The organism is Pedobacter jeongneungensis, assembly GCF_039538295.1.
In the GTDB taxonomy this organism is placed as follows: Bacteria; Bacteroidota; Bacteroidia; order Sphingobacteriales; family Sphingobacteriaceae; genus Pedobacter; species Pedobacter jeongneungensis.
This window is the reverse complement of sequence record NZ_BAABBY010000020.1, coordinates 19,654-43,843: the sequence shown is the minus strand read 5'-3', so window position 1 is coordinate 43,843 and position 24,190 is coordinate 19,654. Positions and strand designations below refer to the sequence as shown.

Below are 24,190 nucleotides of genomic sequence, written 5' to 3'. Positions count from 1 at the left end.
GGTTAACGAAGGCAAGTTAGGGCTTGCATTTAAAGTTAATGTTAAGCTAATGAGAACCTTTTCTAATCATTTAGCGGTGCGTAATTACCATGCTCTGTTGGGCAGATTGAACCCTCGAATCCATCAAAATATTTCCGGATCGGAAGCCCCCGGAAAGCATTGTATTGGCGCTAATGCCGGTTTTGGCTACTTTGCCGGTTATCCTTGCAATTGCTGTTTTTACCAAAGGATCGGCCTGATCGCCTAACGGGAGCAGGGGCAGGGTATTGAATTCATTTACCGCAACATCGGGGTTAATACCTGAGCTGTAGTTTCCAATACCTTGTGCATTAAAAAGTTTGTACACAATGGGGTGCATTTCCCAGTTTACCTGTTTCGGGATGCGTGAATCAAATATCCTGAAAGAAGCTTCATCTTTTCCCCTGGTTTTTTCGCCAATCTGTACCACCTGGATAAAGGGTTTTAAATTGTTGATCATGACTTCAGAAGCGGAGGCCGTTGCTGCGGTTGATAAGATATATACTTTGCTTAAGCCGAGGTTTTGCTGGAGAAGGACATTAAAATTTACGGTACGATCAAAAGTAGCTGCTGTACCGATAGATTCTGTTCTGGTACCGCCGTTTTTATTACCCTTATAGGTGATGAATGGTTTATCATAAGCAATATTCTGCACAATCATGGCACATATTGCTGCGGCCTCTGCTACCTGTCCGCCGGCGTTGTAGCGGAGATCAAGTATAAGATCTGTAATTCCTTCCGATTTAAAATTGCTAAAAACCGCAGTCAACGAACTGGCTAAGCCACCATTAAAATCAAGAAAATAAAGGTAGCCGATTTTTTTTCCATCGCTTTCTATTACCTTACTGATTTCTTTTTGATCGAGGATTACTCCTTTGGCTAAATCTACCGTACGTGTATCTGTCCAGGTATTATTATTCAGTTCTGCCAAACCTAAAGAAAAGCGCTCGTTGTTTAATATTTCATCCTGTAAAGCCTGCGCATTAGCCGATGTTAACGTTTTTCCGTTTATTTTGCTGATGTAATCGCCTCGTTTTAAACCTGCCCTCGCTGCCGGAGAATCTTTTAACACCAGTTTAACAATCCCGATTACCCTGGTACTATTTTGATCGCTGACAGTTGCATAATCAAAACCGAAATTGCGGTTGTTTGGTATATTGGTTGTAGCGTCGTTTGGAATATTGATGTACGAAAAACGATCGGCACCGTTACGCACCGAATTAAAAAAATCTTTAGGCGAAAGGCCAATATCAGGACCAGAAGGCAATTGTTCATTCCAGTAATAATAGCGTTTAAGGCTATCGAGTATCCATGTATTGATGTTTTCGTTGCTTCCTGCCGGATAATTTGGGCTTTTTTTATCTTTTTTGCATGAAGGAAGTATAATGATCAGAAAAATAAAATAAAAACAGCAATAAAGCATTCTTTTTAAGTGAGTTGAGCGTTTTTTCATGGCCTTTCTGAATTTTAACAGCAAACTTAAAACTACTACTGTTAACCATGGGTTAATTTTCGGTTAGATTGGCCGCCTTCAAAATAGCTTACACCCACTGTTAATTAATTATTATCAATGTAATTAACGTTAACATAACAATAATTAAATCTTTGCTTTTTATTATGTTAACTTTGTGAAGTGAATTTTCCGCTCTATATCTACTACGAATTGCTGATCCGTTTATCCGAAATTGAATCCGAAATAGGGCATTATGTATCGTCCACTGCCGATCAGGAAATCTGCATCATCCGCACCACAAACGGAACGGTTAAAGTACCGCTAAACCTTGTAAAACGGCAATTTGAAGATCCCAACCTCATCAGCAACGAAGAACTTAAAGTGTTAGGCAAAACTTTCAGGCCAAATTACCTGTAATCGAAATAACTTCATTTATTGTTCATCTTTCCTGATTAGTTTTGAGGTATAGATATCATAGATATTGGTTATTATTTGGTTAGTAAATAAGCCGCAATGGATGTTGTGGCTTATTTCGTAAAACGGGATAAACAGACAGGAGACCCTCATTTACCCCGTTATACTTAATTGCTAATAATTAAAAGTTAATCCGCCTCCAAGGCCCATATCGCTGTCGTAATGGGTAGAAAGTGCAATGTATTTTGTTAATATAAACCGAAGCCCTGCTGCATATTCTTTATCGGTGTTTACCATAAAGTTTGCACGTAAACGTTTCGAAACCGGGATGTCTTCTCTTCCCAACTGAAACCTTAATTTCCCGTTGCCATCAATTCTGGCATCTGCGACAATGAGCATTGGCAGGGTATAGGCAATCCCTGCAACAATTGTTTTTCTGTTTTCTTTATTGCTGATCTGTCCGAACATATTGCGTTCATCGCTTCCGAAAATGTTCTTTTCGCCGGGATTAAATTCTTTATAGTGATAATCAAAGCCCACATAAGGAAACAGCCATTGATTACGGCCAATGTACCTGCCTAACATGGTTTCGCTCTCGTAACCCATCATGGCGTTAGTTCCTACATGCCACATGGTATTAAGCGACCAGCGGGTTTGTGCCAGCATTAACTGTCCGTCGCTGCCACTGCTTTCTATACCCACACGGCCCATCAGGTGAGGCATGCGGTCGTCGCGGAAGAGTCTGCGTTGTGCCAGTTTCGGATCGGGTACATCAGGGTTGGGTGGCGAATTTTCATAACTGAACACCCTGCCCATGCCGCTCATCATGTGGTATAAAATATGGCAATGGAAAAACCAGTCACCACCGTTTTCGGTAGCCGCAAATTCAATCGTGTCCCTTTCCATTGGCATAATATCAAGTACGTTTTTCATCGGGGCGTAATCTCCCTGTCCGTTAATTACCCTAAAATCGTGTCCATGCAGGTGCATCGGGTGGCGCATCATGCTGTTGTTGTATAAAATGATCCTTAAATTCTCACCTTTTTTGATCAGTATTTTATCTGATTCCGAAACGGTTTTATTGTCCAGCGTCCAAACGTAACGGTTCATGTTTCCCGTGAGGTCGAATTTTAGCTCCCTAACTGGTCCTTTGGGCAAAACCGTTTTTTTAGGATCGCGCAGCATGTTGTAATTCAGGGTAACAATATCGGGTAACTCATCATTCATATCCATGTCATCCATTTTTGCTGTTTTTTTTGCATTTTCCAGACCTGTAATTTCCGGATACATTACGGTGTTCATATCCATGATCTGGTTTTGCATTTTCATGCCTTTCATTTCAATCATATTGCCGTTCATATCCATCATATCATTCATCATCTTCATCCCGGCGAAATATTTGAGTTTAGGCATTTTTCCGGCTGCTACTTTTTCGCCGTTTCCCAACCAGAGGGATGCAGATTTTGTGCGGTCCTCCGGTGTTACTAAAAATTCATAACTTTTATTTTCAGGGATGGTGACTACCACATCGTAAGTTTCAGATACTGCGATAATTAAACGGTCTACCTCAACCGGCTCTACATCATTCCCATCGGTTGCTACCACCGTAATTTTTCCACCGGCATATTTAAGCCAGAAGTAGGATGAAGCTCCTGCATTGGCAATACGTAGCCTCACCTTATCGCCGGCCTTAAACTGGGGTTGTTGGTACTGATTTTCTCCGTTAATCAGGAATTTATCGTAATACACATCACTAACATCCATGGCGTTCATCCTCTTCCATTCATTAGCCACTTTGGTTTTAAAGTTCCCCGTTTTAATGGCCTCTGCATAACTCTGTGTAGTGCCTTTTTTAATCGAAAACCAATCGGTAGCAGCGTGGAGGCTTCTTTGCACTTCTTCCGGTTTCATATTGGTCCATTCGCTTAGCACCAACGGAATGGAAGGAATATCCCATTCCTGACGTTTTTTGATGATAAATGCACCGTACATGCCAATCTGTTCCTGTAACATGGTGTGGCTATGGTACCAATGTGTGCCATTTTGTTTAACCGGAAATTTATAAAAGTGCGTAGCGCCTGGTTTTATCGGCATTTGGGTCATGTTGGGTACGCCATCATAACGGTTTGGAAGAAAAAGCCCGTGCCAGTGCATAGAAGTTTCTTCTTTTAACCTGTTGTGTACATAAATTTCAGCGGTATCGCCCTCAGTAAAAGTTAAAGTGGGCATTGGTATGCTGCCGTTTACTGCAATGGCATGTTTGGGTTTGCCTCCATAGGTTACGGTGGTATCAGTAACATATAAATCGTAGCGAACGGTTCCTGGAGGCGTATTAGATGGCAAAGTTTTTATGGGACCAAGATTTGCTTTAGCTTTTTTAATGTTGTCCATTGTGGTAGAATTGCCGGCCGTATCCATACCATTTATGCCTTCATTTTTATCGTGTTTCATGCCCGGCATATCCTGATGAGCCGCTTTGTTTTTAGTGTCATTTCCCCTTTTTGCAACCAGGTTCATTCCGCATTTGGGGCATTTACCGGGTTTATCAGATACGATTTCCGGGTGCATCGGGCAGGTATAAACCGTTGTTGTGGTTTTTTCTTTCTCTGGCATTTTCATTCCATTCCTTTCCTGTGCAGAAACGCTGAGCGAAAAGAATATTAAAATGCTGAATATTATATTTTTCATCTTTCGATATTTGTGTGTTATTAAAATCAGTTTTTTTCAAGGCTCTCTTCCGATGTCTTTATCCACTCAGTGAGCTGTTTTTTTTCATGTTTGCTTAAAATGGCATCACGATGGATTAGAGTGTACGATGTAATGGGCATGGTGCCATCTTCCAGGCTGTTTTCAATTGCACGGAGCTTGCTCAACTGTTTCCTTTTGGTATCATTCTTAAACTCATCAAAATTGAGTTCTGCTTTAGCAGCTTTAATGTGTTTATTAACAAGCCAGTTAAGGGGTTGAATTTGGGCATACCAGGGATACCGGGTGTTGTTGCTATGGCAATCGTAACAGGCCTTTCTGAGTGTAGCATTTACCTGACCGGGAACATTAACAACCCTCGAAATGTGATTTGGCATAGCCGATGGATCGTTATTTTGGGCAAGCCTGTAAAACTGGGCCGCTATCGTAATCAATAGCAGCCCGGTTAGTGTTTTCTTTACGAAATACATCTGTTAATGCAGCGTTTCCCTGATTTCACCGCAGGTAGACATCGCTTTTCCGAAGTATGGGTTTTTAATATCTTTTACCTCGCTGATCCAGATGGCACCTTTACCTTTATTGTACATGGGGCAATTGTCAACATAAATCTCGCGGCCGGCGCCCAATAATTTAATCATGTCGTAGATGTCTTTGCTCAATAGACCGAAATGCTCGCGTTGGTGAGGAATGTTGTCTGCATTTACTCCAATGTGCCTGGCATGTTCTTTGGCATCATCCACAATTTCTGCATAGGTTTTTCGTTCCGAAGCAGTGAGCCTGGTTTGATCGAAACCTGCAAATGCTTTTACCAGCTCGTTTCCGGCAGCGGCGGCATTTTTGCCATTATCGGCACCCAGGGCATTTTTTAACTTTAAGTAAGCATCTAAAATAGTTGCTGGATTGTTTTTAGCGCCCTGATCATTTGTAAGATTGTAAGCCTGTTTCGCATCAGCATTTGTACTGTATGTGCTTATGAAAAATATAGAGCAGGCAAGGCTATATAGGAAAGTTTTCATGTGTTTTATTTTAACGATAAAGAATAAGATTAATAATTAAATTGACGTGACTGCTAAAAAGAGCCTGATCCAATTACGGAATTGGGACAGGGTGAGAACGCTATGCGATCACTCAAAGCTGTTTGTTAGCAGGCTTTATTATCTTAATGCTATATCTGAAAACTCTGTATGGATATCCTGATATCAGGATGTGGTGGATGGTAAGCGCGATGATTAATTTCTTGCTGAGCTGCAATAATAATTTTTGTTTGCGGAACAAAAGCGAAACTGAAACCCGTTGGAACCAGTGCAGGTGCCTTTAAATTTAGTTTTGTATAATGGGGCAGGAGTTTACCCTGAACCAGAAAATTGGTAACCAGTGTTTTACAGCAGGAATCTTCTTTTCCGGTTATTTTAAGCTCAATATGTTGGGAAGAAACTAACTGAACTGTTTCATGCTGATGTGTATGATGGTCATGTTTATGGCTATTTTCGTGCCCTTCATTTTCCATTGATATGGAACAGCCAAAACCCACAAGGGCGTTGAGCATAAATGTAAAGAGGAAGAAAACTGCCTTAATTTTCATAAAACAAAATTAAGCAGGGTTTTGCCTGATGGCTTTATATAATTCTGATAAAAGTTTATATGATTTTAGGGCTCCTATAATATTATTATGCAGATATTCAGGGTAAACACGGGGTGATATCATCAACTTAAAACAAAATAATTACTATTTTGCATTATATCGCCTGAAAAACAGTGCAGGCAGAGAAAATTGAAAAATATACATAAATGACCATACTCATCGTTTTCTGCTGCATTGCATTGTTGATTTTAATGATCTCCGTTTTTAAAATTAATGCTTTTCTGGCCTTTCTGATGGTTTCGGTACTGGCAGGAATGGGTTTAGGCTTGCCTCTGCCGAAAATTGCGGGCGCTGTTGAAAAAGGAATTGGCGATGTTTTGGGTTCATTGGTAATTATCATTACAACGGGTGCCATGTTGGGCAAACTGGTTGCAGAAAGTGGTGCCGCTCAAAAAATCGCCCAGGTCATGATGGATGTTTTTGGTACCAGACATATCCAGTGGGCCATGGTAATTACCGGTTTTGTAATCGGCATTCCGCTTTATTATGGAATCGGATTTGTGCTGATGGTTCCACTGATTTTCTCTGTGGTGTACCGTTATAAGTTGCCGGCCCTCTATATTGGTTTGCCGATGCTGGCAGCGCTTTCTGTTACCCATGGTTTTTTACCACCGCATCCATCACCAGCCGCTTTGGTGGTACAGTTTAAGGCTAATATGGGGCTCACCCTGTTTTATGGATTGCTTGTGGCCATACCTGCAATAGTAATCGGCGGACCGCTTTTTGCCAGAACTTTAAAAAACATCCCTTCCACACCAATGGCATCATTTAGGGCAAAAGAATTGCCCGAAAATGAACTGCCTGGTACATTTATCAGTCTCTTTACTGCCTTATTGCCTGTTATTTTACTGGGACTTGCTTCTTTTTTGCCGCTGTTTTTAGATCCAGATTCAACTATTCTTCCAATCATTACCTTTTTAGGTCATCCCTCTATTGTGATGTTGATTGTGCTGATTTTAGCGGGCTATTTCCTGGGTATTAGGAGAGGAAAGAAAATGGATCACCTCTCCGGGATTTTTGGCGATGCCTTAAAAGATATCGCATTGATTTTGCTGATCATTGCCGGCTCGGGTGCTTTAAAAGAGATTTTAACCCAAAGTGGTGTGAGTAAAGAAATTGCCGGTTATCTGCAACAATTATCTGTTGAACCCTTATTTTTGGCCTGGTTAATTGCAGCCCTGATCCGTTTTTGTGTAGGTTCTGCAACGGTTGCCGGCCTCGCCACAGCAGGTATTATTGTGCCTTTAATGGTGGCCACGCATACCGATCCGAATTTAATGGTTTTGGCAGTTGGCGCAGGCAGCTTGATGTTTTCGCACGTAAACGACGCCGGATTTTGGATGTTTAAAGAATATTTTAATTTAAGCCTTAAAGATACATTCCGATCCTGGGCTTTAATGGAATCAATAGTGGGTATTGCAGGATTAGCCGGCGTACTTTTACTTAAAATAATAATAGCTTAATATGGAAAATATAACGGCAGATGCCAATTTCGAAAAACTTGGATTAAACCTTCCGCCCGCTCCGGCACCGCTTGGAGTGTACAAACCTTATCTTATTGATGGAAAATATTTGTATCTGAGCGGTCATGGTCCGGTAAGGGACGATAAAAGCCTGATTATCGGCCGGATCGGATCTGATATAAATCAGGACGAAGGCAAACTTGCTGCAAGGCAGGTGGGTTTAACCATGTTATCGACCATTAAAACGAATTTGGGAAGTTTGGACAAGGTAAGACGGGTAATTAAGGTTTTAGGAATGGTAAACTGCATACCCGAATTTGAAAAACATCCTTTTATTATTAATGGCTGTAGTGAATTATTTGCAGAAGTTTGGGGCCCAGACAACGGGATAGGTGTAAGAAGTGCGGTAGGTTTTGGTTCACTGCCCGATAATATCCCGGTAGAGATCGAAGCTTTATTCGAACTGTATTAAACCAATATCATGTTAGAAAAGCAATGGTACCTCTTAGATGATCCGGCTTCAGTTGAATCGCCGGGCCTGGTTTTTTATGCAGACCGGATTAAGGCGAATATCAAACTGCTCATTTCGATGATTGATGATCAAAATCGACTTCGTCCGCATGTTAAAACTCATAAATCGGCCGGGGTGTGCAAGCTGATGATCGATGCAGGAATTACGAAATTTAAATGTGCTACCATTGCCGAGGCAGAAATGCTTGGCCGGTGTGGCGCAGCAGATGTACTGCTTGCCTATCAGCCTGTTGGACCAAATATTGCCAGGTTTATTGCCCTCCAGAAAGCATATCCTCTTACCCAATTCAGTTGCCTGGTTGATGATGAAAAAACTGCGCTCGAACTGGCTTCAGTTTCTCAATCCAATGGCTTAACAGCTGAGGTTTTTATCGACGTAAATGCAGGCATGAACCGTACGGGTATTTTACCTGAAAAAGTATTGGATCTTTATATAAAACTGGATCAGGTAAAAGGCCTGTCCGTTAAAGGTTTACATGCTTACGATGGTCATATTCATGAAAGTGATTTTGGCATTCGAACCGAAAAAGCAAAATTAATTATTGAGGTATTAAATGGCTTAGCTTCTGCAATTCAAAAACAATTTGGGTATCAACCCATAATTGTAGCCGGAGGAACACCAACTTTTACCATTTACAATACAGAAAGCACTTTTGATTGCAGTCCCGGTACTTTCGCCCTTTGGGATAAAGGTTATCAGGATGCTTTTGAAGAACAGCAGTTTAATACTGCTGCTTTAGTGATTTCGCGGATTGTTTCTTTACCTGAAAGTAACCTGATCTGCTGCGATTTAGGGCATAAAGGCGTAGCCGCAGAAAAACCGCTTGATAAAAGAGTGGTATTTTTAAATGCTCCTGAGCTTATTCCGTTTAGCCAAAGTGAGGAACATTTGGTTTTAAATGCAGGCGAAAGTCACCAATACCAGATAGGTGATGTTTTATACGGGTTGCCGCACCACATCTGCCCGACGGTTGCCCTTTACGAAAATGCGCTTGCTGTTTCAACAGAAAATACTGATCAAATCTGGGACATCACTTCCAGAAAAAGAAAAATAACCATATAAAACCCTGATATGTTTACCATAGATGCCCATTTAGATTTAAGCATGAATGCTTTGGAGTGGAACCGCGATTTAACCCGGCCGCTCTCTGAAATAAATGAGCGTGAACAGGGTTTAACTGATAAACCCGACCGTGCAAAAGCCACTGTATCGCTGCCCGAGCTCCGGAAAGGTAATATTGGTTTGGTGGTGGCTACACAAATTGCCAGGTTTGTGGCACCTGATAACCCATTGCCGGGCTGGCATTCGCCGGAGCAGGCCTGGGCGCAAACGCAAGGGCAATTGGCCTGGTATAAAGCCATGGAAGATGGTGGCGAAATGATCCAGGTGAACGATCTGGCCAGTTTAGAAAAACACCTTGCTTTATGGAAATCAGATTCTCCGAACGAAAAAAAGCGGATCGGATATATTTTAAGTTTAGAAGGTGCCGATTCTATTGTGCATGTTGATTACCTGCAACAGGCTTATGAAAGCGGATTAAGGGCCGTTGGACCAGCGCATTACGGTCCCGGCAGGTATGCACAGGGAACAGATGCGACAGGTAAATTGCGTCCCGGGGCTTACCAACTGCTTGCTGAGATGGAAAGACTCAATATTATTCTTGATGCCACCCATTTATGTGATGATAGTTTTTGGGATGCACTTGATCATTTTAACGGTCATGTGTGGGCCTCGCATAACAATTGCAGGGCTTTGGTTAATCATAACAGGCAGTTTAGTGATGATCAGATTAAAGCATTAATTGCCCGCGGGGCTGTAATTGGTGCGGCTTTAGATGCCTGGATGATGGTACCCAACTGGCAGCGGGGCGTTTCAACGCCAAAAGCAATGAATTGTAACCTCGAAGTGATGATCGATCATATCGACCACATCTGCCAGCTGGCAGGTAATGCCAGGCATGTAGGCATTGGCTCCGATCTGGATGGCGCCTTTGGAAGAGAGCAATGCCCTTATGATTTAGAAAGCATTGCTGATCTTGATAAGATTCCAGGGCTATTCGAAAAGCGTGGTTACAGCAAAACAGATATAGAAAATTTAATGCACTGCAACTGGATCAGGTTTCTGCGCAAAGCGTGGGCATAACTGATTTGGAAATGCATTTTTCGTTCTGGTGAGAAGATTGGTAGAGTGTATGTTTATTATTGGTGTTACAGGAACACCCCGTCCTGCGGACACCCCTCTGGAAGAGGGGAATTGATTTCCCGCGCCGTTCCGTAGGAACGAATCATAGGTAGCCAATTTTGAAATTGGCGTTTAACGTTCCGTAGGAACGTTTGGTGTTTCGCCGTTAATATTAGCTGCTATTTTGCCATTTAAACCCGATAGAGCGGAATAGCCCGCAGCGAAGCGAGGACTATAAGCGATAGCGGGACTAACACCTGATTGAAATACAGGTATTGCTTTTCAAAAAAATAATTTGTTAATCAAAAAACACCCCGTCCTGCGGACACCCCTCTGGGAGAGGGGAATGGATTCCCGCGGCCGTTCCGTAGGAACGAATCATAGGTAGCCAATTTTGAAATTGGCGTTCACGTTCCATAGGAACGTTTGGTTTTTCGCCGTTAATATCAGCTGCTGTTTCGCCATTTAAACCCGATAGAGCGTAATAGCCCACAGCGAAGCGAGGACTATAAGCGATAGCGGGACTAACACCTGATTGAAATACAGGTATTGCTTTTCAAAAAAAATAATTTGTCAATCAAAAAACACCCCGTCCTGCGGATACCCCTCTAAAAGAGGGGAATGAATAACGACCAGGAACTGCTCAACTCTTAAATTCCCGGTCGTTAGCTTTAATTTTTACTGCAACAACCTCCACTCGCTAAACTGCAGATCTGCACTTCCATTATTCGAAGTGATGAACAGTTTGTAATATTTGTAGGCCGTGGTATTGCTGATCAATATTTTTTTAGTTTGTCTTCTTAAACCAAAAGTCTGGTTACTTTGGATATCAAGCTGCGCAAAATTTACATTATCGTTTGATCCCATCAATTTCCAACCTTTAGGATCGCGGTCTGGCGCATCATTGCCGGCAGTAATGGTATAACCTTTAACCACCTGACTGGATGAGAAAGTTTGCTGTGCCCAGAAAGTAACAGGATAGCCACCCAGAAAGAATTTGGTATTGTAATAGCTGTCTGTCAGTTTTGAAGAACCTTCAGCGGCTGAAGCACCACCTGCATTTTCATTGCTTACACTTAATGTTGCCGAGCTGGTAATATCTTTCAGGTAACTTACATTCGGGAAAGCTGTTCTGGCGGTGGTGAGTTGGGTAGTCCAGTTATTGCCCTGCTCATCTAAGGTGCCGAAAGCGCTTAAAGCAAGCGGTTTAAGATCGATCCCCGTTGCACCGCTCCAGAAATGGATAAATTCACCATAGTTCATCGACCGTGAAAAACGCGTGATGTTTCCCTGTCCGTTATTTACCGTTTCTTTCGGGAAATATTGCGCCAGGAGGCTAAAATATTTGTTTAAAGCACTTGCATTTCCCTGTTGACTATAAATAGGAAAAAACCAGTCCCTGAACCAATAAGTTTGTGCTTTTGGATAATTTTCGGCACCGTTAGCCACCAGGTTATACCAGCGCTGTACGTCGGCTGTGCGGTTTAAGCCAACATAAACGTCGTAGATGTAAATTTCCATCCATTTACTATCATGCCAGATACCAAATGCAGGTGAGTTTAATACATTCCTTGATGCACCTTCAACAATATGCCCCACTTCGTGTGTGGTAATATCAAGGTCGTTGCCTGTGCCCGAAAGCCATGCGCTGGTGCTCGACGAGCCAACATCAATTACATTCCGGTAATCATGACTGGCATCCATATAGGTACTCGGATGGCCACCGCTGTATTTACCGGTATGAAATATGGCCCATAAACGCGAATCGGGACCAAATGAACCATATTTACTTTTGGTATAATTCCAAACCTGCGCCAGGTAGGTATTGGGCCAGGTAACGGTACTGCTTACATCATTATCGTGGTAAACCACAATGCTCGTATCATGGTAAAAGCGTTGCAGCACCTGCACATGGTCGAACCAGTGTTCCTGCCAGGTTAGGGGAGGTTCGGCCAATAAGTTTGTGTTTGCCAGGGTAGCGGGTTTTTTCAAAGGCTGCTCTTGTTGATCCAGTTCTTTTTTCTTGCAGGAGAAACTAAGAAAGATCAGAATGCCCGGAATGAGGATTAATCTGTGTTTCATAATAGGTTTTTATATTTAGGTTTGAGTTGATTCCTATATTAAATCCGGCCATCCCACAGTAGACATCTTTTACGGCCATAACCGTTTATAAAACCATTTTAGAATTAATTAAAACGTTTTAGTAACCCGGTTAAAAATTAATCCACCTGTATGGGGCGGATCAATAATTTAAATTAGTGATTTAAAACAGAAAGACTCTTTTGTAATTTAAATATTACAAAAGGGTAGTTGTGTGCTAATTGAATCAAACTACAACAGTATTGATAAATAGGGTATAAATACAGGGATAAATAACGTTTTTTAGCGGAACAATTAGTGATAACAAAGGTTGTTTAAATAAGGATAATACAATCCTGATCAACCTATAAAACATGGAAAATTTAAATTTTGAACAGAATGAAAACGAATTGGATCAAAACACAGTGAATGCTGATCAAACCAATGAAAACGACGAATCGTATGCTACAGACGGGCCGGTAAGTGAAAGTGGTGCCGAAGGAGAGGATGAATTGTCAGACCTTGACGAACAGACTGAAGGTAGCGATGCTGATCAGGATGAGACAGTTGAAGATGATGATGCAGAAGACCAGTTAGCCGGGAGCGATGCTGATTATGATACTTCGGTAACAACGGCTGATCTTGGTGCATTGGCTGATGATGAGTCGGCAACAGCTGGCGATGATGAGGAAATCGGTTTCGAAAGTGAAGGTGATGACGAATCAGAAGAAAAAGAGAATAATTATTAATCATTTAAATAATGAACTATGAAAGCAGCTGTTTTCCATAAACCCGGCGATATCAGGGTAGATAATGTGCCGGATCCGGAAATTCTGGATCCACGGGATGTCATTTTAAAAGTTACTTCAACCGCAATCTGCGGCTCAGATTTACATATTTTAAGTGGTGCTGTGCCTCAAAAAGAAAACATGATTTTAGGTCATGAGTTTATGGGCATCGTAGAAGAAGTGGGCTCGGCCATTACCAACCTTAAAAAAGGCGACAGGGTAGTGGTTCCTTTCCCGATTTCATGCGGTACCTGCTTTTTCTGTACCCATGAGGCCTCACCAGCCTGCGAAAATTCTAATTATGAACATTACGGACCAAACGGCGATTTAATGGATCAGAAAGGTGGGGCGCTTTTTGGCTATACCGATCTTTATGGAGGCTATTCGGGCGGACAGGCAGAATATGTGCGTGTTCCTTATGCAGATGTGAGTCCGAGGATTGTGCCCGAACATTTAACCGATGAGCAGGCACTTTTCTTAACAGATATTTTTCCAACAGGCTGGTCGGCAATTGACTGGGCGCAGCTAAAAGGTGGCGAAGTTGTGGCTATTTTTGGCTCAGGACCTGTGGGTTTAATGGCGCAAAAAGCTGCCTGGATAAACGGTGCAAGCCGCGTAATTGCCATCGATCCGCTTGATTACCGCCTGGAAAAAGCAAAAGCCGTTAATAATGTTGATACATTGAATCCGCATAAAGTTGATGTGGTGGAAGCCATCCGTGCTATGACGGGCGGACGTGGGGCTGATGTTTGTGTAGATGCCGTTGGTTTTGAACCTGAGCGTAGTTTTATGGATAAAGTAAAGGCAACGGTTAATTTCGAAAAAGGATCGATGAAAGTGCTCGATATGTGTTTTGAAGCGGTACGCCGCATGGGAACAGTTTCTATTATGGGTGTTTATGGTTCAACTTACGATAATTTTCCGATGCACCGTATGTTCGATAAAGGCATTACCATTAAGCAGGGGCAGGCACCGGTGTTAAACTATATTGACAAACTGATCGGTTTGGTTAACGATGGTAAAGTGGTACTCGATGATATCATTACACACAGTTTGCCGCTTGAAGAAGCCGCACACGGATACAAAATTTTTGACGAAAAAGAAGAGGATTGTGTAAAAGTGGTACTGAAACCATAATTTAACAAAGGGCAGCGCCATTGGCAGCTGCCTCTTTTTTTTGATATATCTTTATATCTGCGTATTTATAATTTGCTATTAGCAAGAGTTAAGATCTGCTCCAGCTGATTTTAACTTTTTCACCACCTTTTATAAACGCTTCAAAGTCTTCTTTCCTATCACTGGCGGGTTTTAGTTCTGCCGATGCGGATGACAACTCAAATTTCAGGTTTTTTGGCATTTTTACTCCCTCGCCGGTTGTAATGCGTAACCTGCATAATATCCGCGGATCACCCTGAGCATGAAAAATAACTGAATTTTTGCTTTTCCTGATGCCTGAAACAGGACAATCAATAAAAATTAAAAAAGATTCTTCTTCAAAACGGATAAAATGACGGGGCAATATGCCAAAGGCATTACCGGCCCCATAAACTTCCTGTCCAACAGCACCACTTTGTTCAGTGCCATCATGGATATCTTCCAGCGCGATCCAGAGGTTGCGGTTTACTTCGCCTGTTTTTACCTCATCCGAAATCATTTCATCAGGCAAAAACGGCGGATAATAATAGGGTGCCCTTTCTACCAGGTACCTGATAAATTCACAGCAGAGCAGTTTAACAGCTGGCAATATATCTACGTTTTGTGCATGTTCAAGGTAATCATGAAGGGCGCAAAATACTTCCTGTTCTTCATAGGCTGCGGTATAAGGAGCGTCACTAAGCGGAAAAAGGGCAAAAAAGGTAGGGATGTGTTTGCCAAAACCATAATTACAGTCCCAAAGCTGTACATTCTGAAATATAGAAGCTAAACACCGGTAACTTAAATTTAAGTAAAGCTTATTGCCCGTAATTTTATATAAACGCAAAAGCGCCCCCGCTCCAAATGCCGTATTGTTGGCCTGGTACATTACCTTGTAACCAATTTTTTTGAGTTTTTTTGCAGCTTTTTCTGCTTCTTTTAAATATTTTCCGTCGTTAGTAAGCTCATATGCCTGTAGCATTACATGTGCATAAAGTCCGGCTACATCCTGCTCACCACCTTCGCCGGGTTTAGTTTCAGCTTTAATAATTTCGAGTGTATCCATCTTATAAAATACCGGCCACTCATATTTAAACTGGTGTGCTACTTTTATGGCAAAACCCAAAGAATCAAGAAACAGTTTTTCTGCCTCCTTATCGCCTTTAATGGCCAGCCGTGATAAATTTAGCAACGGATGATGCAGGTACCAGGAATCCATTACCATCGGCAGTTTTTGTTCTTCTTCTCCTTTTAGTTTATCAGCAGCTGCAGGGTGCCAGCGCACCAGGGTTTTTAATTTAGTGCTGTAAAAAGCGGGCAGGCCTTTTTTGATGGTGCCCATAACCTTTAACGATTTACCGCTCCATTCACTATAATCGACTAAAGGAAGCAATACCGCAAGCTGCACCATAATTTCAGGAGGTGTATCATAATCACTTACATAAGCGTTAAGGTAACTGTTTCCGCCCACCATCGACCAGCATCCCGGGTTTTCGATCAGGTCTGTTAAGCCTTTTTCCAAAATTCCGGGCCAGTGCTTATAATGTGTTGCCGGTTTTGGAATGTGGATATAAACTTCAGCCAGCATATCCAGGTAATCGGTTGCAAGATCTGATTTTGTAGTCTCAACAATTTTAAATGCAACAATCGCATCAGACAGGATTATATTTTCACCAGCTTTCAAAGGTTTGTTTGTTGTTGCCGGCAGCGCAAGACCCAGCTCTGGCAGTATGCCTCCAACCACCTCTTTTAACGAGGTGCCGGTTTGTTCGCAATAGGGCGAAAGCGAAGTAAGGTTCTGGAAATACAGCACCCGCAGGTTACGTTCCGGTAATGTAAAATACAAGAGTCCTGATCGCGTTCCAACCTGGCTGACGTGGATTTCTCCCATCGGTTTTACGGGATAATCAGCCTGGTTGATGGTTAAAATATCCCTGGGCCAAAAAGGAAAAAAAACATTATCCATTGGTTTAAATGAACAGGAATATTTTAAAAAGCCAAGTTTTTCGGCCTCAAATGAGACATTTACATCAAATATGCCGATTGCTGAATTGATCCTGAACGAAATTTTTTCTTCCTTTTCATTTATAATCAGCTCATCGGTAAGGCCAGCCGGAACATAACACAAACGGAAATAAACCGGATCGGTTTCTTTATCTGAAACGCTGGCCCATAAAGAATCTGCTGTGCTGAATATGGTGAAACTGATTGCACCATAATTTTTGGAATATAATGTTTTACTGCTTTTAAACTGGCCTAGTGCTGTTAGTGCCCATGGTGATAATCCTTTCATGTTGTAACTTTAAGCTGGTTAGTGTGTATGCACAACATTGTTTTTAATGCCATTGTTTTGCTGGCTTTTTAAGGCAGGTCAGGTAGACCAGGTAAGATAGAAATGGTACTGAGTGTGTTTGAATGCATGTGTTGGGGCGGGGATTTCTGTTAATTACGCGTATTTATATCAATTTTGCACGACTTGATAATTTTCTTCTTATTTTAGAGAGATTTCGAATTTGTACGCATTTTCATTATCCAACCTTTGATATAAACAATATGAAAATGCACGATCAGAAACTGCAGGTTAGTGCGCTAACCGACCTGAACGAGGAACTGGAAAATTATTTCCGCAATACCATTATTCCGCAACTTTTTATTGATGCATCGTTAACATTAAGAAAATTTACTCCTCCGGCAATGAAGCAGTTTAGCCTGCAGGAAAGTGATATCGGGAAACCAATAGCAGATGTAAAGGAAAATTTCCGCTTTCCTTCCATTCTAGAAAACATCCAGCAGGTAATAGATTCAGGAGAAATTCTTGAAAAAGAAATCCAAACTATCGATTTCCGCTGGTACCAGATGAATATACTGCCTTATATTGTAAGGAAAAGTAATAAAACCAACGGGGTAATCATCACTTTTGTGGAGATTACGATGCGCATCAGAGACCTGAAAGAGCAGGAACGGTTAATTGCCGAACACGAGCTTTTGCTTGATACGATATCGCACGACATTAAAACACCGCTGACCAGCCTTGGATTAACCATTGAAATGTTAAAGGCATTACCCGATAAAAGCATGGAACGGTTTCCGCTTCTGTTAGAGAAAGTAGAGAATAGCTTAAGGAAAATGAAAGATGTTATTTTCGACCTGACGGATTCGAGAAATCACCAGCAAAAGTATAAGGCTTTCCCGGAGCTGATCAGTTTTGAGCATATTGTAGAGGATGCGCGCCTTACACTTGCCCCTCAGATTTTGGAATCGGGAGCAATAATAAATACCGAAATAGAGGTTTCAGAAATGATGTTTGTGAGGCGAAAACTGCGCAGCATTGTGTATAACCTGGTTAATAATGCCATTAAATACCAGGCTGCCGGTCGTGCACCGATCATTACAATCAGAACGGCGTTAGAGGAAGGTTATGTTACCATTACGGTTTCTGATAATGGTATGGGCATAGCAAAGGAAAATCTGAATACCGTATTTACTAAATTTCAGCGCTTAAACAATGAGGTTGAGGGTACCGGTGTTGGCCTTTACCTGGTAAGGGAAATTGTGGATTATGCAGGTGGAAAAATTACCGTAGAGAGTAAAATTGGCAAAGGATCTTCATTTAAAGTGCACTTAAAATTAGAACATTAACCAATAAGCCTGATCTTAAGCCGAATGCCAATAAAAAATACAGCTGTGATTAAGCTCACATAAAAATCGTGCGGTTTGTCAACAGCAGTATTTAATTGCTATTTCCAATTTTGTGGTGTAAAATTTAAAACACCCGTAATATGGAAAAAAGAATCATAAATCCCTGGCAATGGCAGGATCAGCGCAGTTATGTACAGGCTGTTGAGGTAAAAAACGTAACAGGCACCTTATACATTTCAGGCCAGACGGCCATTAATGATGAAGGAATCTCCAGCGATGCCGATATGAAAACCCAGTTGATTGATGCCCTGAAAAACCTCGAAACCGTAATTACACAGGCAGGTTACGAATGCAGTGGCATTGTAAGGCTGAATATTTATACCACCGCTACCCACGAGCTATGGCCGCATTTTAATATCTTTCAGGATTGGATTGCAAAACACAACATCAGGCAAGCCACTACCCTGCTCGAAGTAAAAAGCCTTTTCGAAACCTTAAAAGTAGAACTGGAAGCTACGGTGGTAAAGTAAGTTAAATCCCGGTCTGTGTTTCACAGACCGAAACTTATTTAGGGAGTTATAAATCAACGTGCTTTTGTTCGGTCAGTTTAATTCCCTGATCCCCTTCAACTGCCAGTACGTGTGTGGTACAATCTTTCGCTTTAAACAGGTCGTATCCGTCCTGCCACCAGGTCGTCATTTCCTGTTTATTAAATACAAAAGAATGGGTGGTAAGCTCGCGGTTAATGAAATAGAAATTAATTTTTACGTTTTTGCTTGCGGTTTGTAATTTCGAGATGATCAGGTCGTCGTTTGCAATCTGGTTGAGCATAAAATCGCTCGTCCGGGCAAATACCTCAATGGCATTCTGGAGGGGCGGATTGTTATAAACGGCTTTTTCCTGTCTTAACACAATCGTATCAATCTCTGTTGCACCTTTTATAATCGCTTCCTGCACCGGAATCAGGTTCCCAAAGCCACCATCAGCATAATCGTTTCCATTTTTCTGGTAAAGGCTCATTAACGGGGCCAGGTTGCACGAAGCCCACATCCAATCGCAAAAGTCTTCATAATTACAGTCGTTGCTCGATTTGTATTCAATCAGTTGCGTGGTTAAATTGGCTACTGTAACCACCACTTCTTTACCCAGTGCCTTAATGGTTTCAAAATCCTTACGCTTAAAATTGTTTCTGATTAAATTTCTTAAACCCGTACTATCGCCCAGCGTTTTCTGTCGCTTAAAAAACTGCTTAATAATCCCAAAATGGTTCATACGCAGTTTTACTTTTCCATTTTTGTATTTAACAATGAACGGGCAAACCGTAAAAATATCTGATTGTGAAATGGTGGTGTAAAGTTTTTTTAATCCGTGCTACATCGCCAATGGCCAGAAAAGGGATGAGCAAACTACCAGTAGAAGAACCTACAAAGAGATCATAATTTGTTTCACGGTATTTAATGAGGTATTCTGCTACACCACCGGCAAAAGCACCTTTGCTGCCGCCGCCCGAAATAACCAATGTCTTCATGTTCTGCTCCTTCGAAAGTTATTATCAAATATAATGGTTTAGTCTGAAGTCCGGAATCAATCATCGGTAGATCAGTAATCTAATTTCAATGCGATTGTCGCCCTTAGGAATAATTTATTGCGGCCTCCAATATTTTTCCCTATCTTTTCATCCACTAACCAATATTTTTCTTTTATCGATAAAACGATTTACCATCCCGGAACATGAAAACCAGTTTTAAAACAATTTTTGTCATCGGCACCTTACTTATTCTTTCCCAATTTGCTTTTGCTGCCGATATCGAAATCAAGATCAACAAACGTTACCTTAACCTTCCCGTTTCCCAAAAACAGGTCAGAGCCAGTATGAAGTTCGAAATTTCAGGCAGGCAGGAGCGGGTTTTTAAGATCAGGCTGGCAAAAGACGAACCCGAATACTGGGTTTTCTGTGATGTTACGGCCTTGAAAGGAAAAACGATTAAAATCAGTTACGAGGGCGATGCTGCAGGTTTACAGAAAATTTATCAGGACGATGAAATTGAAGGGCAAAAGTCCATTTACAAAGAGAAAAACCGGCCGCAGTTTCATTTCACTACCAAACGGGGATGGATAAACGACCCGAACGGCCTTATTTTTTACGAAGGCGAATATCACCTGTTTTATCAGCATAATCCATATGAGCGCGAATGGGAAAACATGTCGTGGGGCCATGCCGTAAGTAAAGATATGATCCATTGGGAAGAGTTGCCAACCGCATTAAGTCCTGATCAAACGGGTACGATGTTTTCTGGCTCAGCTGTAATTGACTATAACAACACGGCTGGTTTTAACAAAGGCAATACTCCGGCCATGGTAGCCACTTATACCGCTTTTACGGATGAAAAACAGGTGCAATGTGTGGCTTACAGCCTGGATAAAGGGCGTACCTGGACAAAATACAGTAAAAATCCAGTCATCGATTCGAAAGCAAAATGGAACAGTGTAGATACCCGCGATCCGAGGGTTTTCTGGTATAAGCCAGGCAAACATTGGGTGATGGTGCTCAATGAACGCGACGGGCACTCGATTTATAATTCGGCCAACTTAAAAGACTGGACTTTCCAAAGTCATACCACCGGCTTTTGGGAATGCCCCGATTTATTTGAACTGCCTGTTGACGGAGATAAAAATAAAACGAAATGGGTGATGTACGGCGCATCTAATACTTATATGACCGGTACTTTTGATGGCAAGAAATTTACACCCGAATCTGGCAAACATTATTATGTAACCGGAAGCATTTATGCCGCCCAAACCTTTGCCAATATCCCCGAAAGCGATGGCAGAAGGATCCAGATTGGATGGGGGAGGATTGGTCACCCCGATATGCCTTTTAACGGCATGATGCTTTTACCCACCGAACTTAAACTTAAAACTACAAAAGATGGCTTGCGCTTAGTGAGCCAACCCGTAAAAGAGGCCAGTCAACTTTTCGAAAACGCTGGCGAATGGAACAATTTAAGCGCAAAAGATGCAAACGAAAAGCTCAGTTCCTATAGTGGTACAGATAGGATCCGCATAAAAACTACGCTGAAACTTTCTCATGCCACCAGTGCCGGATTAAGCCTTTCGGGACAAAAAATTCTGGATTACGATATGAATTTTAATCTGGTAAACGGCGTTTTCTATTCACCGGAAGATATGACCAGCATGGAGATTTCTGCTGATATTTACATCGACCGTACCTCGGTTGAAGTTTTTATTGACGGAGGCGCCTATTCCTACTCAATGGAGCGAAAACCGGATGCTAAAAACACCGAAGGTTTCCGGTTTTGGGGAAATAATATCGAAATTAAAGATTTAAAAGTTTACTCAGTTAAATCGATATGGCAATAAAACAGCCTGTAGTTGAATCAATTTTTGAAAACTATAATCCTGAAACTCATTAATCCTGTTCTGAATCAGTAACATTATGAAAAATATATTTTTAGCAATTACCAGCTTATGCATTTTGCTCATTTCTAATCCGGTTTCAGCCCGGCAGGCTTATCCGGAATTGAGTATTGTAAGCGGTTTGGCGCAAGATAGCATAGCATATGCTGCGGGGTTTAAAATGATTGGTGAATCCGTGCCGAAAATACTTTCGCCCACATTGAGTGAGGATCAATTTCAAGCCAGTTTGAAAAGAATTAAAGCTGCGAAATGTAAAGTATTAAGCTGTAACCTTTTCTTCCCGGGCAGTTTAAAAATTGCAGGCCCCGATGTAGATGAAGCGAAAGTTTTAAGTTATACCGAAACTGTGCTTTCGAGGGCAAAACTAGCGGGCGTAAAATACATTGTTCTCGGCAGTTCGGGAGCGAGAAGTATTCCGACTGGTTACGATCTGGATAAAGCAAAAGCAGATTTCGTAATCCTTTGCAAAAAACTTGGACAGATGGCTAGGAAAAATGAGGTGGTGATTCTGTTGGAAAACCTCGAAACCACCGAAACCAATTTCATTACCTCATTAAAAGCAGCAGCCGAAATTGTAAAGAAAGTACACGAACCCAATTTCAGGCTTAATGTTGATATTTTCCACATGCTGCGTGAAGGCGAATCGCCCGATGAAATTATTGCTGCAGCTAAACAAGTTGGCTTTTGCGAAATTGCCGAAAAAGAAAAACGTAGCCTGCCCGGTGTAGCCGGCGATGATTTCAGGCCGTACCTGAGGGCATTAAAGAAAATCAACTACAAAGGGTATATCTTTATCGAAGCCAGTACCAATAATGCCGCTGTAGAAATGCCACAGGCATTTAAATACCTTACTAAACAAATAGAAGAGGTTTATTCAGTTAAATAATATATCAACTAAAACTCAGCTGTTATCCGGTGGCTCAGTTGGTGAAAAATAATGATTACCTAAATAATTTTCGGTGTAAACCAAAAGGCCCGATGGTTAATATTGGGCTCTTTTCTGTTCATTGGGTTACTATCCTGCTTTTATGCAAACGTTTGTGCAGTGAAAAATTAAAACAGCATCCGTACTTATCAATATATTGTAGGCTATAAACGCTTACCATCTTTAATGTATGATAAAAAGAACTGCTTTAGTAATATTAGCCTGCCTGTTTACCTTTAATTCTTTCGCACAACAATCAAAATCCAGGCCCAACATTGTGTATATTCTGGCCGATGACCTGGGTTATGGTGAACTGGGTAGTTATGGACAGCAGAAGATAGAAACCCCTAACTTAGATGAACTGGCCAAACGTGGCATGCGTTTTACCCAGCATTATGCCTATCCGGTTTGTGCACCCTCCAGATATGGATTGATGACAGGCATCAACTCCGGTAAAGCATTTATCCGCGGCAACCACGAGTGGGACGAACGTGGAGAAGTATGGAACTTTAAGGCAATGGAGGCCAATCCCTTTCTTGAAGGCCAGTATCCCATCCCTGATTCTACCATCACCATTGCCAAAGTATTAAAAACGGTAGGTTATCATACCGCATTGGTAGGCAAATGGGGATTGGGAAGTCCGATGACTGCTGGCGTACCCAACCGTCAGGGGTTTGATTATTTCTATGGGTTTATCTGTCAGCGGCAGGATCATACCTATTACAGCGGCCATTTATGGGAAAATGAAAACCGGGTTCCGCTTGATAATAAGATTGTTGATCCAGATGTTAAATTCCCTGCAGATCTTGATCCTTTAAACGAAAAAAACTACGAAAAATACCAGCAGAACGATTTTGCGCCTGATTTTCTGATCAAAGCTGCATTAAATTTTATCGGGAAAAACAAAGATAACCCCTTTTTTTTGTATTATGCCAGTCCTTTGCCACATGTATCTTTACAGGCACCTAAAGACCTGGTTAATTACTACCACAAAAAGTTTGGCGATGAAAAGCCATTTCTTGGAGGCTCGTACTTCCCTTGCCGCTATCCGCGTGCTACGTATGCTGCTATGATTACATTGCTCGACAGGCAGATAGGACAATTGATTAAAAAACTGAAGGATGAAGGTGTTTACGATAATACAATCATCATGTTCTGCGCCGATAACGGTACCGCGTTTAATGCAGGGGCTGATCCCGTATTTTTTAACAGCAACGGCCCTTTTAAGGGCGAATACGGCTGGGGCAAAGGTTTTGTGAGAGAAGGGGGCATCAGAGAACCGTTCATCGTATCCTGGCCGGGTAGAGTAAAAGCAGGTGCTACAAGCGATCTGATCTCTTCAACTTTGGATATGATGCCAACCTTTTGCGACCTCCTGAAAATCAACACACCATCCGGAATTGACGGATTAAGCATTTTACCAACCATTTTGAATAAAGGAAAACAGGTACAGCATGATTACCTCTACTTCGAATATCCCGAATATGGAGGACAACAGGCCATTCGCATCGGAAATTGGAAAGGGGTAAGGTTAGATATGTTAAAAGGCAATGATAAATGGACATTGTACGATCTGAATACCGACCTGAAAGAACAAAATGATGTGGCATCGGCCCATCCCGATATCATTAAGCGAATGGTTGCCATTTCGAAAAAAGAACACCGTACCCCACTTATTAAACGTTTCGAAATACCTGTTCTGGAAAAGGAAAAACGAGAGTATTAAGTAACTTTTAGCTGTTTAAGATAGCTAATATCGTCGTAATATTTAAATTTGG

21 protein-coding genes are annotated in these 24,190 nt (G+C 41.7%); 12 read left to right on the top strand and 9 right to left on the bottom strand.

Annotated features, from left to right (window positions below; translation table 11 throughout):
- Positions 1 to 70: 70 nt before the first annotated feature.
- Complete coding sequence (locus tag ABD769_RS24505; protein ID WP_344854002.1) at positions 71 to 1,471, bottom strand: S41 family peptidase; 1,401 nt, start codon at positions 1,469 to 1,471, stop codon at positions 71 to 73.
- A 180-nt stretch (positions 1,472 to 1,651) separates the two neighbouring features.
- On the opposite strand from ABD769_RS24505, the gene ABD769_RS24500 reads away from it, so the two are divergent.
- Positions 1,652 to 1,888: a hypothetical protein gene (locus ABD769_RS24500; RefSeq protein WP_344854001.1), complete on the top strand. Its 237-nt coding sequence runs from the start codon at positions 1,652 to 1,654 to the stop codon at positions 1,886 to 1,888.
- Positions 1,889 to 2,059: 171 nt separating this feature from the next.
- Here ABD769_RS24500 and ABD769_RS24495 read toward each other — a convergent pair whose 3' ends face one another.
- The 4 genes from ABD769_RS24495 to ABD769_RS24480 all read right to left on the bottom strand — a co-directional run bounded on the left by ABD769_RS24495 (position 2,060) and on the right by ABD769_RS24480 (position 6,173).
- A complete protein-coding gene (locus tag ABD769_RS24495; protein WP_344854000.1) occupies positions 2,060 to 4,573 on the bottom strand; it encodes a multicopper oxidase domain-containing protein in 2,514 nt (837 codons plus the stop codon).
- A 26-nt stretch (positions 4,574 to 4,599) separates the two neighbouring features.
- Entirely contained in the window at positions 4,600 to 5,061 is a 462-nt protein-coding gene (locus ABD769_RS24490; protein ID WP_344853999.1) for a heme-binding domain-containing protein, read from the bottom strand.
- A gap of 3 nt (positions 5,062 to 5,064) precedes the next feature.
- On the bottom strand, positions 5,065 to 5,607 hold the full coding sequence (locus ABD769_RS24485; RefSeq protein WP_344853998.1) for a DUF3347 domain-containing protein: 543 nt from the start codon (positions 5,605 to 5,607) through the stop codon (positions 5,065 to 5,067).
- Positions 5,608 to 5,756: 149 nt separating this feature from the next.
- The gene (locus ABD769_RS24480; protein ID WP_344853997.1) at positions 5,757 to 6,173 is read right to left on the bottom strand and encodes a hypothetical protein; all 417 of its coding nucleotides are present in this window, start codon (positions 6,171 to 6,173) and stop codon (positions 5,757 to 5,759) included.
- A gap of 206 nt (positions 6,174 to 6,379) precedes the next feature.
- Here ABD769_RS24480 and ABD769_RS24475 point away from each other — a divergent pair, with 206 nt between their 5' ends.
- Genes ABD769_RS24475 through ABD769_RS24460 form a run of 4 tightly spaced genes read left to right on the top strand, consistent with a single transcriptional unit; the run spans position 6,380 to position 10,370 of the window.
- A complete protein-coding gene (locus ABD769_RS24475) occupies positions 6,380 to 7,696 on the top strand; it encodes a gluconate:H+ symporter (RefSeq protein WP_344853996.1) in 1,317 nt (438 codons plus the stop codon).
- A 1-nt stretch (position 7,697) separates the two neighbouring features.
- Positions 7,698 to 8,168, top strand: a complete 471-nt coding sequence (locus ABD769_RS24470) for a RidA family protein (RefSeq protein WP_344853995.1) — start codon at positions 7,698 to 7,700, stop codon at positions 8,166 to 8,168.
- Between the two features lie 9 nt (positions 8,169 to 8,177).
- Positions 8,178 to 9,290 carry a D-TA family PLP-dependent enzyme gene (locus ABD769_RS24465; RefSeq protein WP_344853994.1) on the top strand — a complete coding sequence of 371 codons (1,113 nt, stop codon included), beginning with the start codon at positions 8,178 to 8,180 and terminating at the stop codon, positions 9,288 to 9,290.
- A gap of 9 nt (positions 9,291 to 9,299) precedes the next feature.
- Positions 9,300 to 10,370 (top strand): dipeptidase, encoded by a 1,071-nt coding sequence (locus tag ABD769_RS24460; protein WP_344853993.1) that lies wholly within the window; start codon positions 9,300 to 9,302, stop codon positions 10,368 to 10,370.
- 717 nt (positions 10,371 to 11,087) lie between these two features.
- Here the strand turns inward: ABD769_RS24460 and ABD769_RS24455 are convergent.
- Positions 11,088 to 12,491 (bottom strand): hypothetical protein, encoded by a 1,404-nt coding sequence (locus ABD769_RS24455; RefSeq protein WP_344853992.1) that lies wholly within the window; start codon positions 12,489 to 12,491, stop codon positions 11,088 to 11,090.
- A gap of 371 nt (positions 12,492 to 12,862) precedes the next feature.
- On the opposite strand from ABD769_RS24455, the gene ABD769_RS24450 reads away from it, so the two are divergent.
- A complete protein-coding gene (locus ABD769_RS24450) occupies positions 12,863 to 13,237 on the top strand; it encodes a hypothetical protein (protein ID WP_344853991.1) in 375 nt (124 codons plus the stop codon).
- A gap of 18 nt (positions 13,238 to 13,255) precedes the next feature.
- Positions 13,256 to 14,413 (top strand): zinc-dependent alcohol dehydrogenase, encoded by a 1,158-nt coding sequence (locus ABD769_RS24445; protein WP_344853990.1) that lies wholly within the window; start codon positions 13,256 to 13,258, stop codon positions 14,411 to 14,413.
- An 88-nt stretch (positions 14,414 to 14,501) separates the two neighbouring features.
- Here ABD769_RS24445 and ABD769_RS24440 read toward each other — a convergent pair whose 3' ends face one another.
- Complete coding sequence (locus ABD769_RS24440) at positions 14,502 to 16,703, bottom strand: hypothetical protein (protein ID WP_344853989.1); 2,202 nt, start codon at positions 16,701 to 16,703, stop codon at positions 14,502 to 14,504.
- A gap of 266 nt (positions 16,704 to 16,969) precedes the next feature.
- On the opposite strand from ABD769_RS24440, the gene ABD769_RS24435 reads away from it, so the two are divergent.
- Entirely contained in the window at positions 16,970 to 18,049 is a 1,080-nt protein-coding gene (locus ABD769_RS24435; protein ID WP_344853988.1) for a sensor histidine kinase, read from the top strand.
- A 140-nt stretch (positions 18,050 to 18,189) separates the two neighbouring features.
- Positions 18,190 to 18,579, top strand: a complete 390-nt coding sequence (locus ABD769_RS24430) for a RidA family protein (protein WP_344853987.1) — start codon at positions 18,190 to 18,192, stop codon at positions 18,577 to 18,579.
- A gap of 46 nt (positions 18,580 to 18,625) precedes the next feature.
- Here the strand turns inward: ABD769_RS24430 and ABD769_RS24425 are convergent, their stop codons facing one another.
- Together ABD769_RS24425 and ABD769_RS24420 are read right to left on the bottom strand one after the other, a co-directional pair.
- Positions 18,626 to 19,321 carry a patatin-like phospholipase family protein gene (locus ABD769_RS24425; protein ID WP_344853986.1) on the bottom strand — a complete coding sequence of 232 codons (696 nt, stop codon included), beginning with the start codon at positions 19,319 to 19,321 and terminating at the stop codon, positions 18,626 to 18,628.
- A gap of 28 nt (positions 19,322 to 19,349) precedes the next feature.
- Positions 19,350 to 19,577 (bottom strand): patatin-like phospholipase family protein, encoded by a 228-nt coding sequence (locus tag ABD769_RS24420; protein ID WP_344853985.1) that lies wholly within the window; start codon positions 19,575 to 19,577, stop codon positions 19,350 to 19,352.
- A gap of 203 nt (positions 19,578 to 19,780) precedes the next feature.
- Here ABD769_RS24420 and ABD769_RS24415 point away from each other — a divergent pair, with 203 nt between their 5' ends.
- The 3 genes from ABD769_RS24415 to ABD769_RS24405 all read left to right on the top strand — a co-directional run bounded on the left by ABD769_RS24415 (position 19,781) and on the right by ABD769_RS24405 (position 24,138).
- Positions 19,781 to 21,430, top strand: a complete 1,650-nt coding sequence (locus tag ABD769_RS24415; protein ID WP_344853984.1) for a glycoside hydrolase family 32 protein — start codon at positions 19,781 to 19,783, stop codon at positions 21,428 to 21,430.
- Between the two features lie 76 nt (positions 21,431 to 21,506).
- The gene (locus tag ABD769_RS24410) at positions 21,507 to 22,373 is read left to right on the top strand and encodes a sugar phosphate isomerase/epimerase family protein (protein ID WP_344853983.1); all 867 of its coding nucleotides are present in this window, start codon (positions 21,507 to 21,509) and stop codon (positions 22,371 to 22,373) included.
- A gap of 229 nt (positions 22,374 to 22,602) precedes the next feature.
- Positions 22,603 to 24,138: an arylsulfatase gene (locus ABD769_RS24405; protein ID WP_344853982.1), complete on the top strand. Its 1,536-nt coding sequence runs from the start codon at positions 22,603 to 22,605 to the stop codon at positions 24,136 to 24,138.
- The last annotated feature ends 52 nt before the right edge of the window (positions 24,139 to 24,190 follow it).

Excerpts from the sequence above, each read along its gene's own strand:
- ABD769_RS24505 (WP_344854002.1), bottom strand. The coding sequence starts at position 1,471 with ATGAAAAAACGCTCAACTCACTTAAAAAGAATGCTTTATTGCTGTTTT.
- ABD769_RS24495 (WP_344854000.1), bottom strand. The coding sequence starts at position 4,573 with ATGAAAAATATAATATTCAGCATTTTAATATTCTTTTCGCTCAGCGTT.
- ABD769_RS24490 (WP_344853999.1), bottom strand. The coding sequence starts at position 5,061 with ATGTATTTCGTAAAGAAAACACTAACCGGGCTGCTATTGATTACGATA.
- ABD769_RS24485 (WP_344853998.1), bottom strand. The coding sequence starts at position 5,607 with ATGAAAACTTTCCTATATAGCCTTGCCTGCTCTATATTTTTCATAAGC.
- ABD769_RS24480 (WP_344853997.1), bottom strand. The coding sequence starts at position 6,173 with ATGAAAATTAAGGCAGTTTTCTTCCTCTTTACATTTATGCTCAACGCC.
- ABD769_RS24475 (WP_344853996.1), top strand. The coding sequence starts at position 6,380 with ATGACCATACTCATCGTTTTCTGCTGCATTGCATTGTTGATTTTAATG.
- ABD769_RS24470 (WP_344853995.1), top strand. The coding sequence starts at position 7,698 with ATGGAAAATATAACGGCAGATGCCAATTTCGAAAAACTTGGATTAAAC.
- ABD769_RS24465 (WP_344853994.1), top strand. The coding sequence starts at position 8,178 with ATGTTAGAAAAGCAATGGTACCTCTTAGATGATCCGGCTTCAGTTGAA.
- ABD769_RS24460 (WP_344853993.1), top strand. The coding sequence starts at position 9,300 with ATGTTTACCATAGATGCCCATTTAGATTTAAGCATGAATGCTTTGGAG.
- ABD769_RS24455 (WP_344853992.1), bottom strand. The coding sequence starts at position 12,491 with ATGAAACACAGATTAATCCTCATTCCGGGCATTCTGATCTTTCTTAGT.
- ABD769_RS24450 (WP_344853991.1), top strand. The coding sequence starts at position 12,863 with ATGGAAAATTTAAATTTTGAACAGAATGAAAACGAATTGGATCAAAAC.
- ABD769_RS24445 (WP_344853990.1), top strand. The coding sequence starts at position 13,256 with ATGAAAGCAGCTGTTTTCCATAAACCCGGCGATATCAGGGTAGATAAT.
- ABD769_RS24440 (WP_344853989.1), bottom strand. The coding sequence starts at position 16,703 with ATGAAAGGATTATCACCATGGGCACTAACAGCACTAGGCCAGTTTAAA.
- ABD769_RS24435 (WP_344853988.1), top strand. The coding sequence starts at position 16,970 with ATGCACGATCAGAAACTGCAGGTTAGTGCGCTAACCGACCTGAACGAG.
- ABD769_RS24430 (WP_344853987.1), top strand. The coding sequence starts at position 18,190 with ATGGAAAAAAGAATCATAAATCCCTGGCAATGGCAGGATCAGCGCAGT.
- ABD769_RS24425 (WP_344853986.1), bottom strand. The coding sequence starts at position 19,321 with ATGAACCATTTTGGGATTATTAAGCAGTTTTTTAAGCGACAGAAAACG.
- ABD769_RS24420 (WP_344853985.1), bottom strand. The coding sequence starts at position 19,577 with ATGAAGACATTGGTTATTTCGGGCGGCGGCAGCAAAGGTGCTTTTGCC.
- ABD769_RS24415 (WP_344853984.1), top strand. The coding sequence starts at position 19,781 with ATGAAAACCAGTTTTAAAACAATTTTTGTCATCGGCACCTTACTTATT.
- ABD769_RS24410 (WP_344853983.1), top strand. The coding sequence starts at position 21,507 with ATGAAAAATATATTTTTAGCAATTACCAGCTTATGCATTTTGCTCATT.
- ABD769_RS24405 (WP_344853982.1), top strand. The coding sequence starts at position 22,603 with ATGATAAAAAGAACTGCTTTAGTAATATTAGCCTGCCTGTTTACCTTT.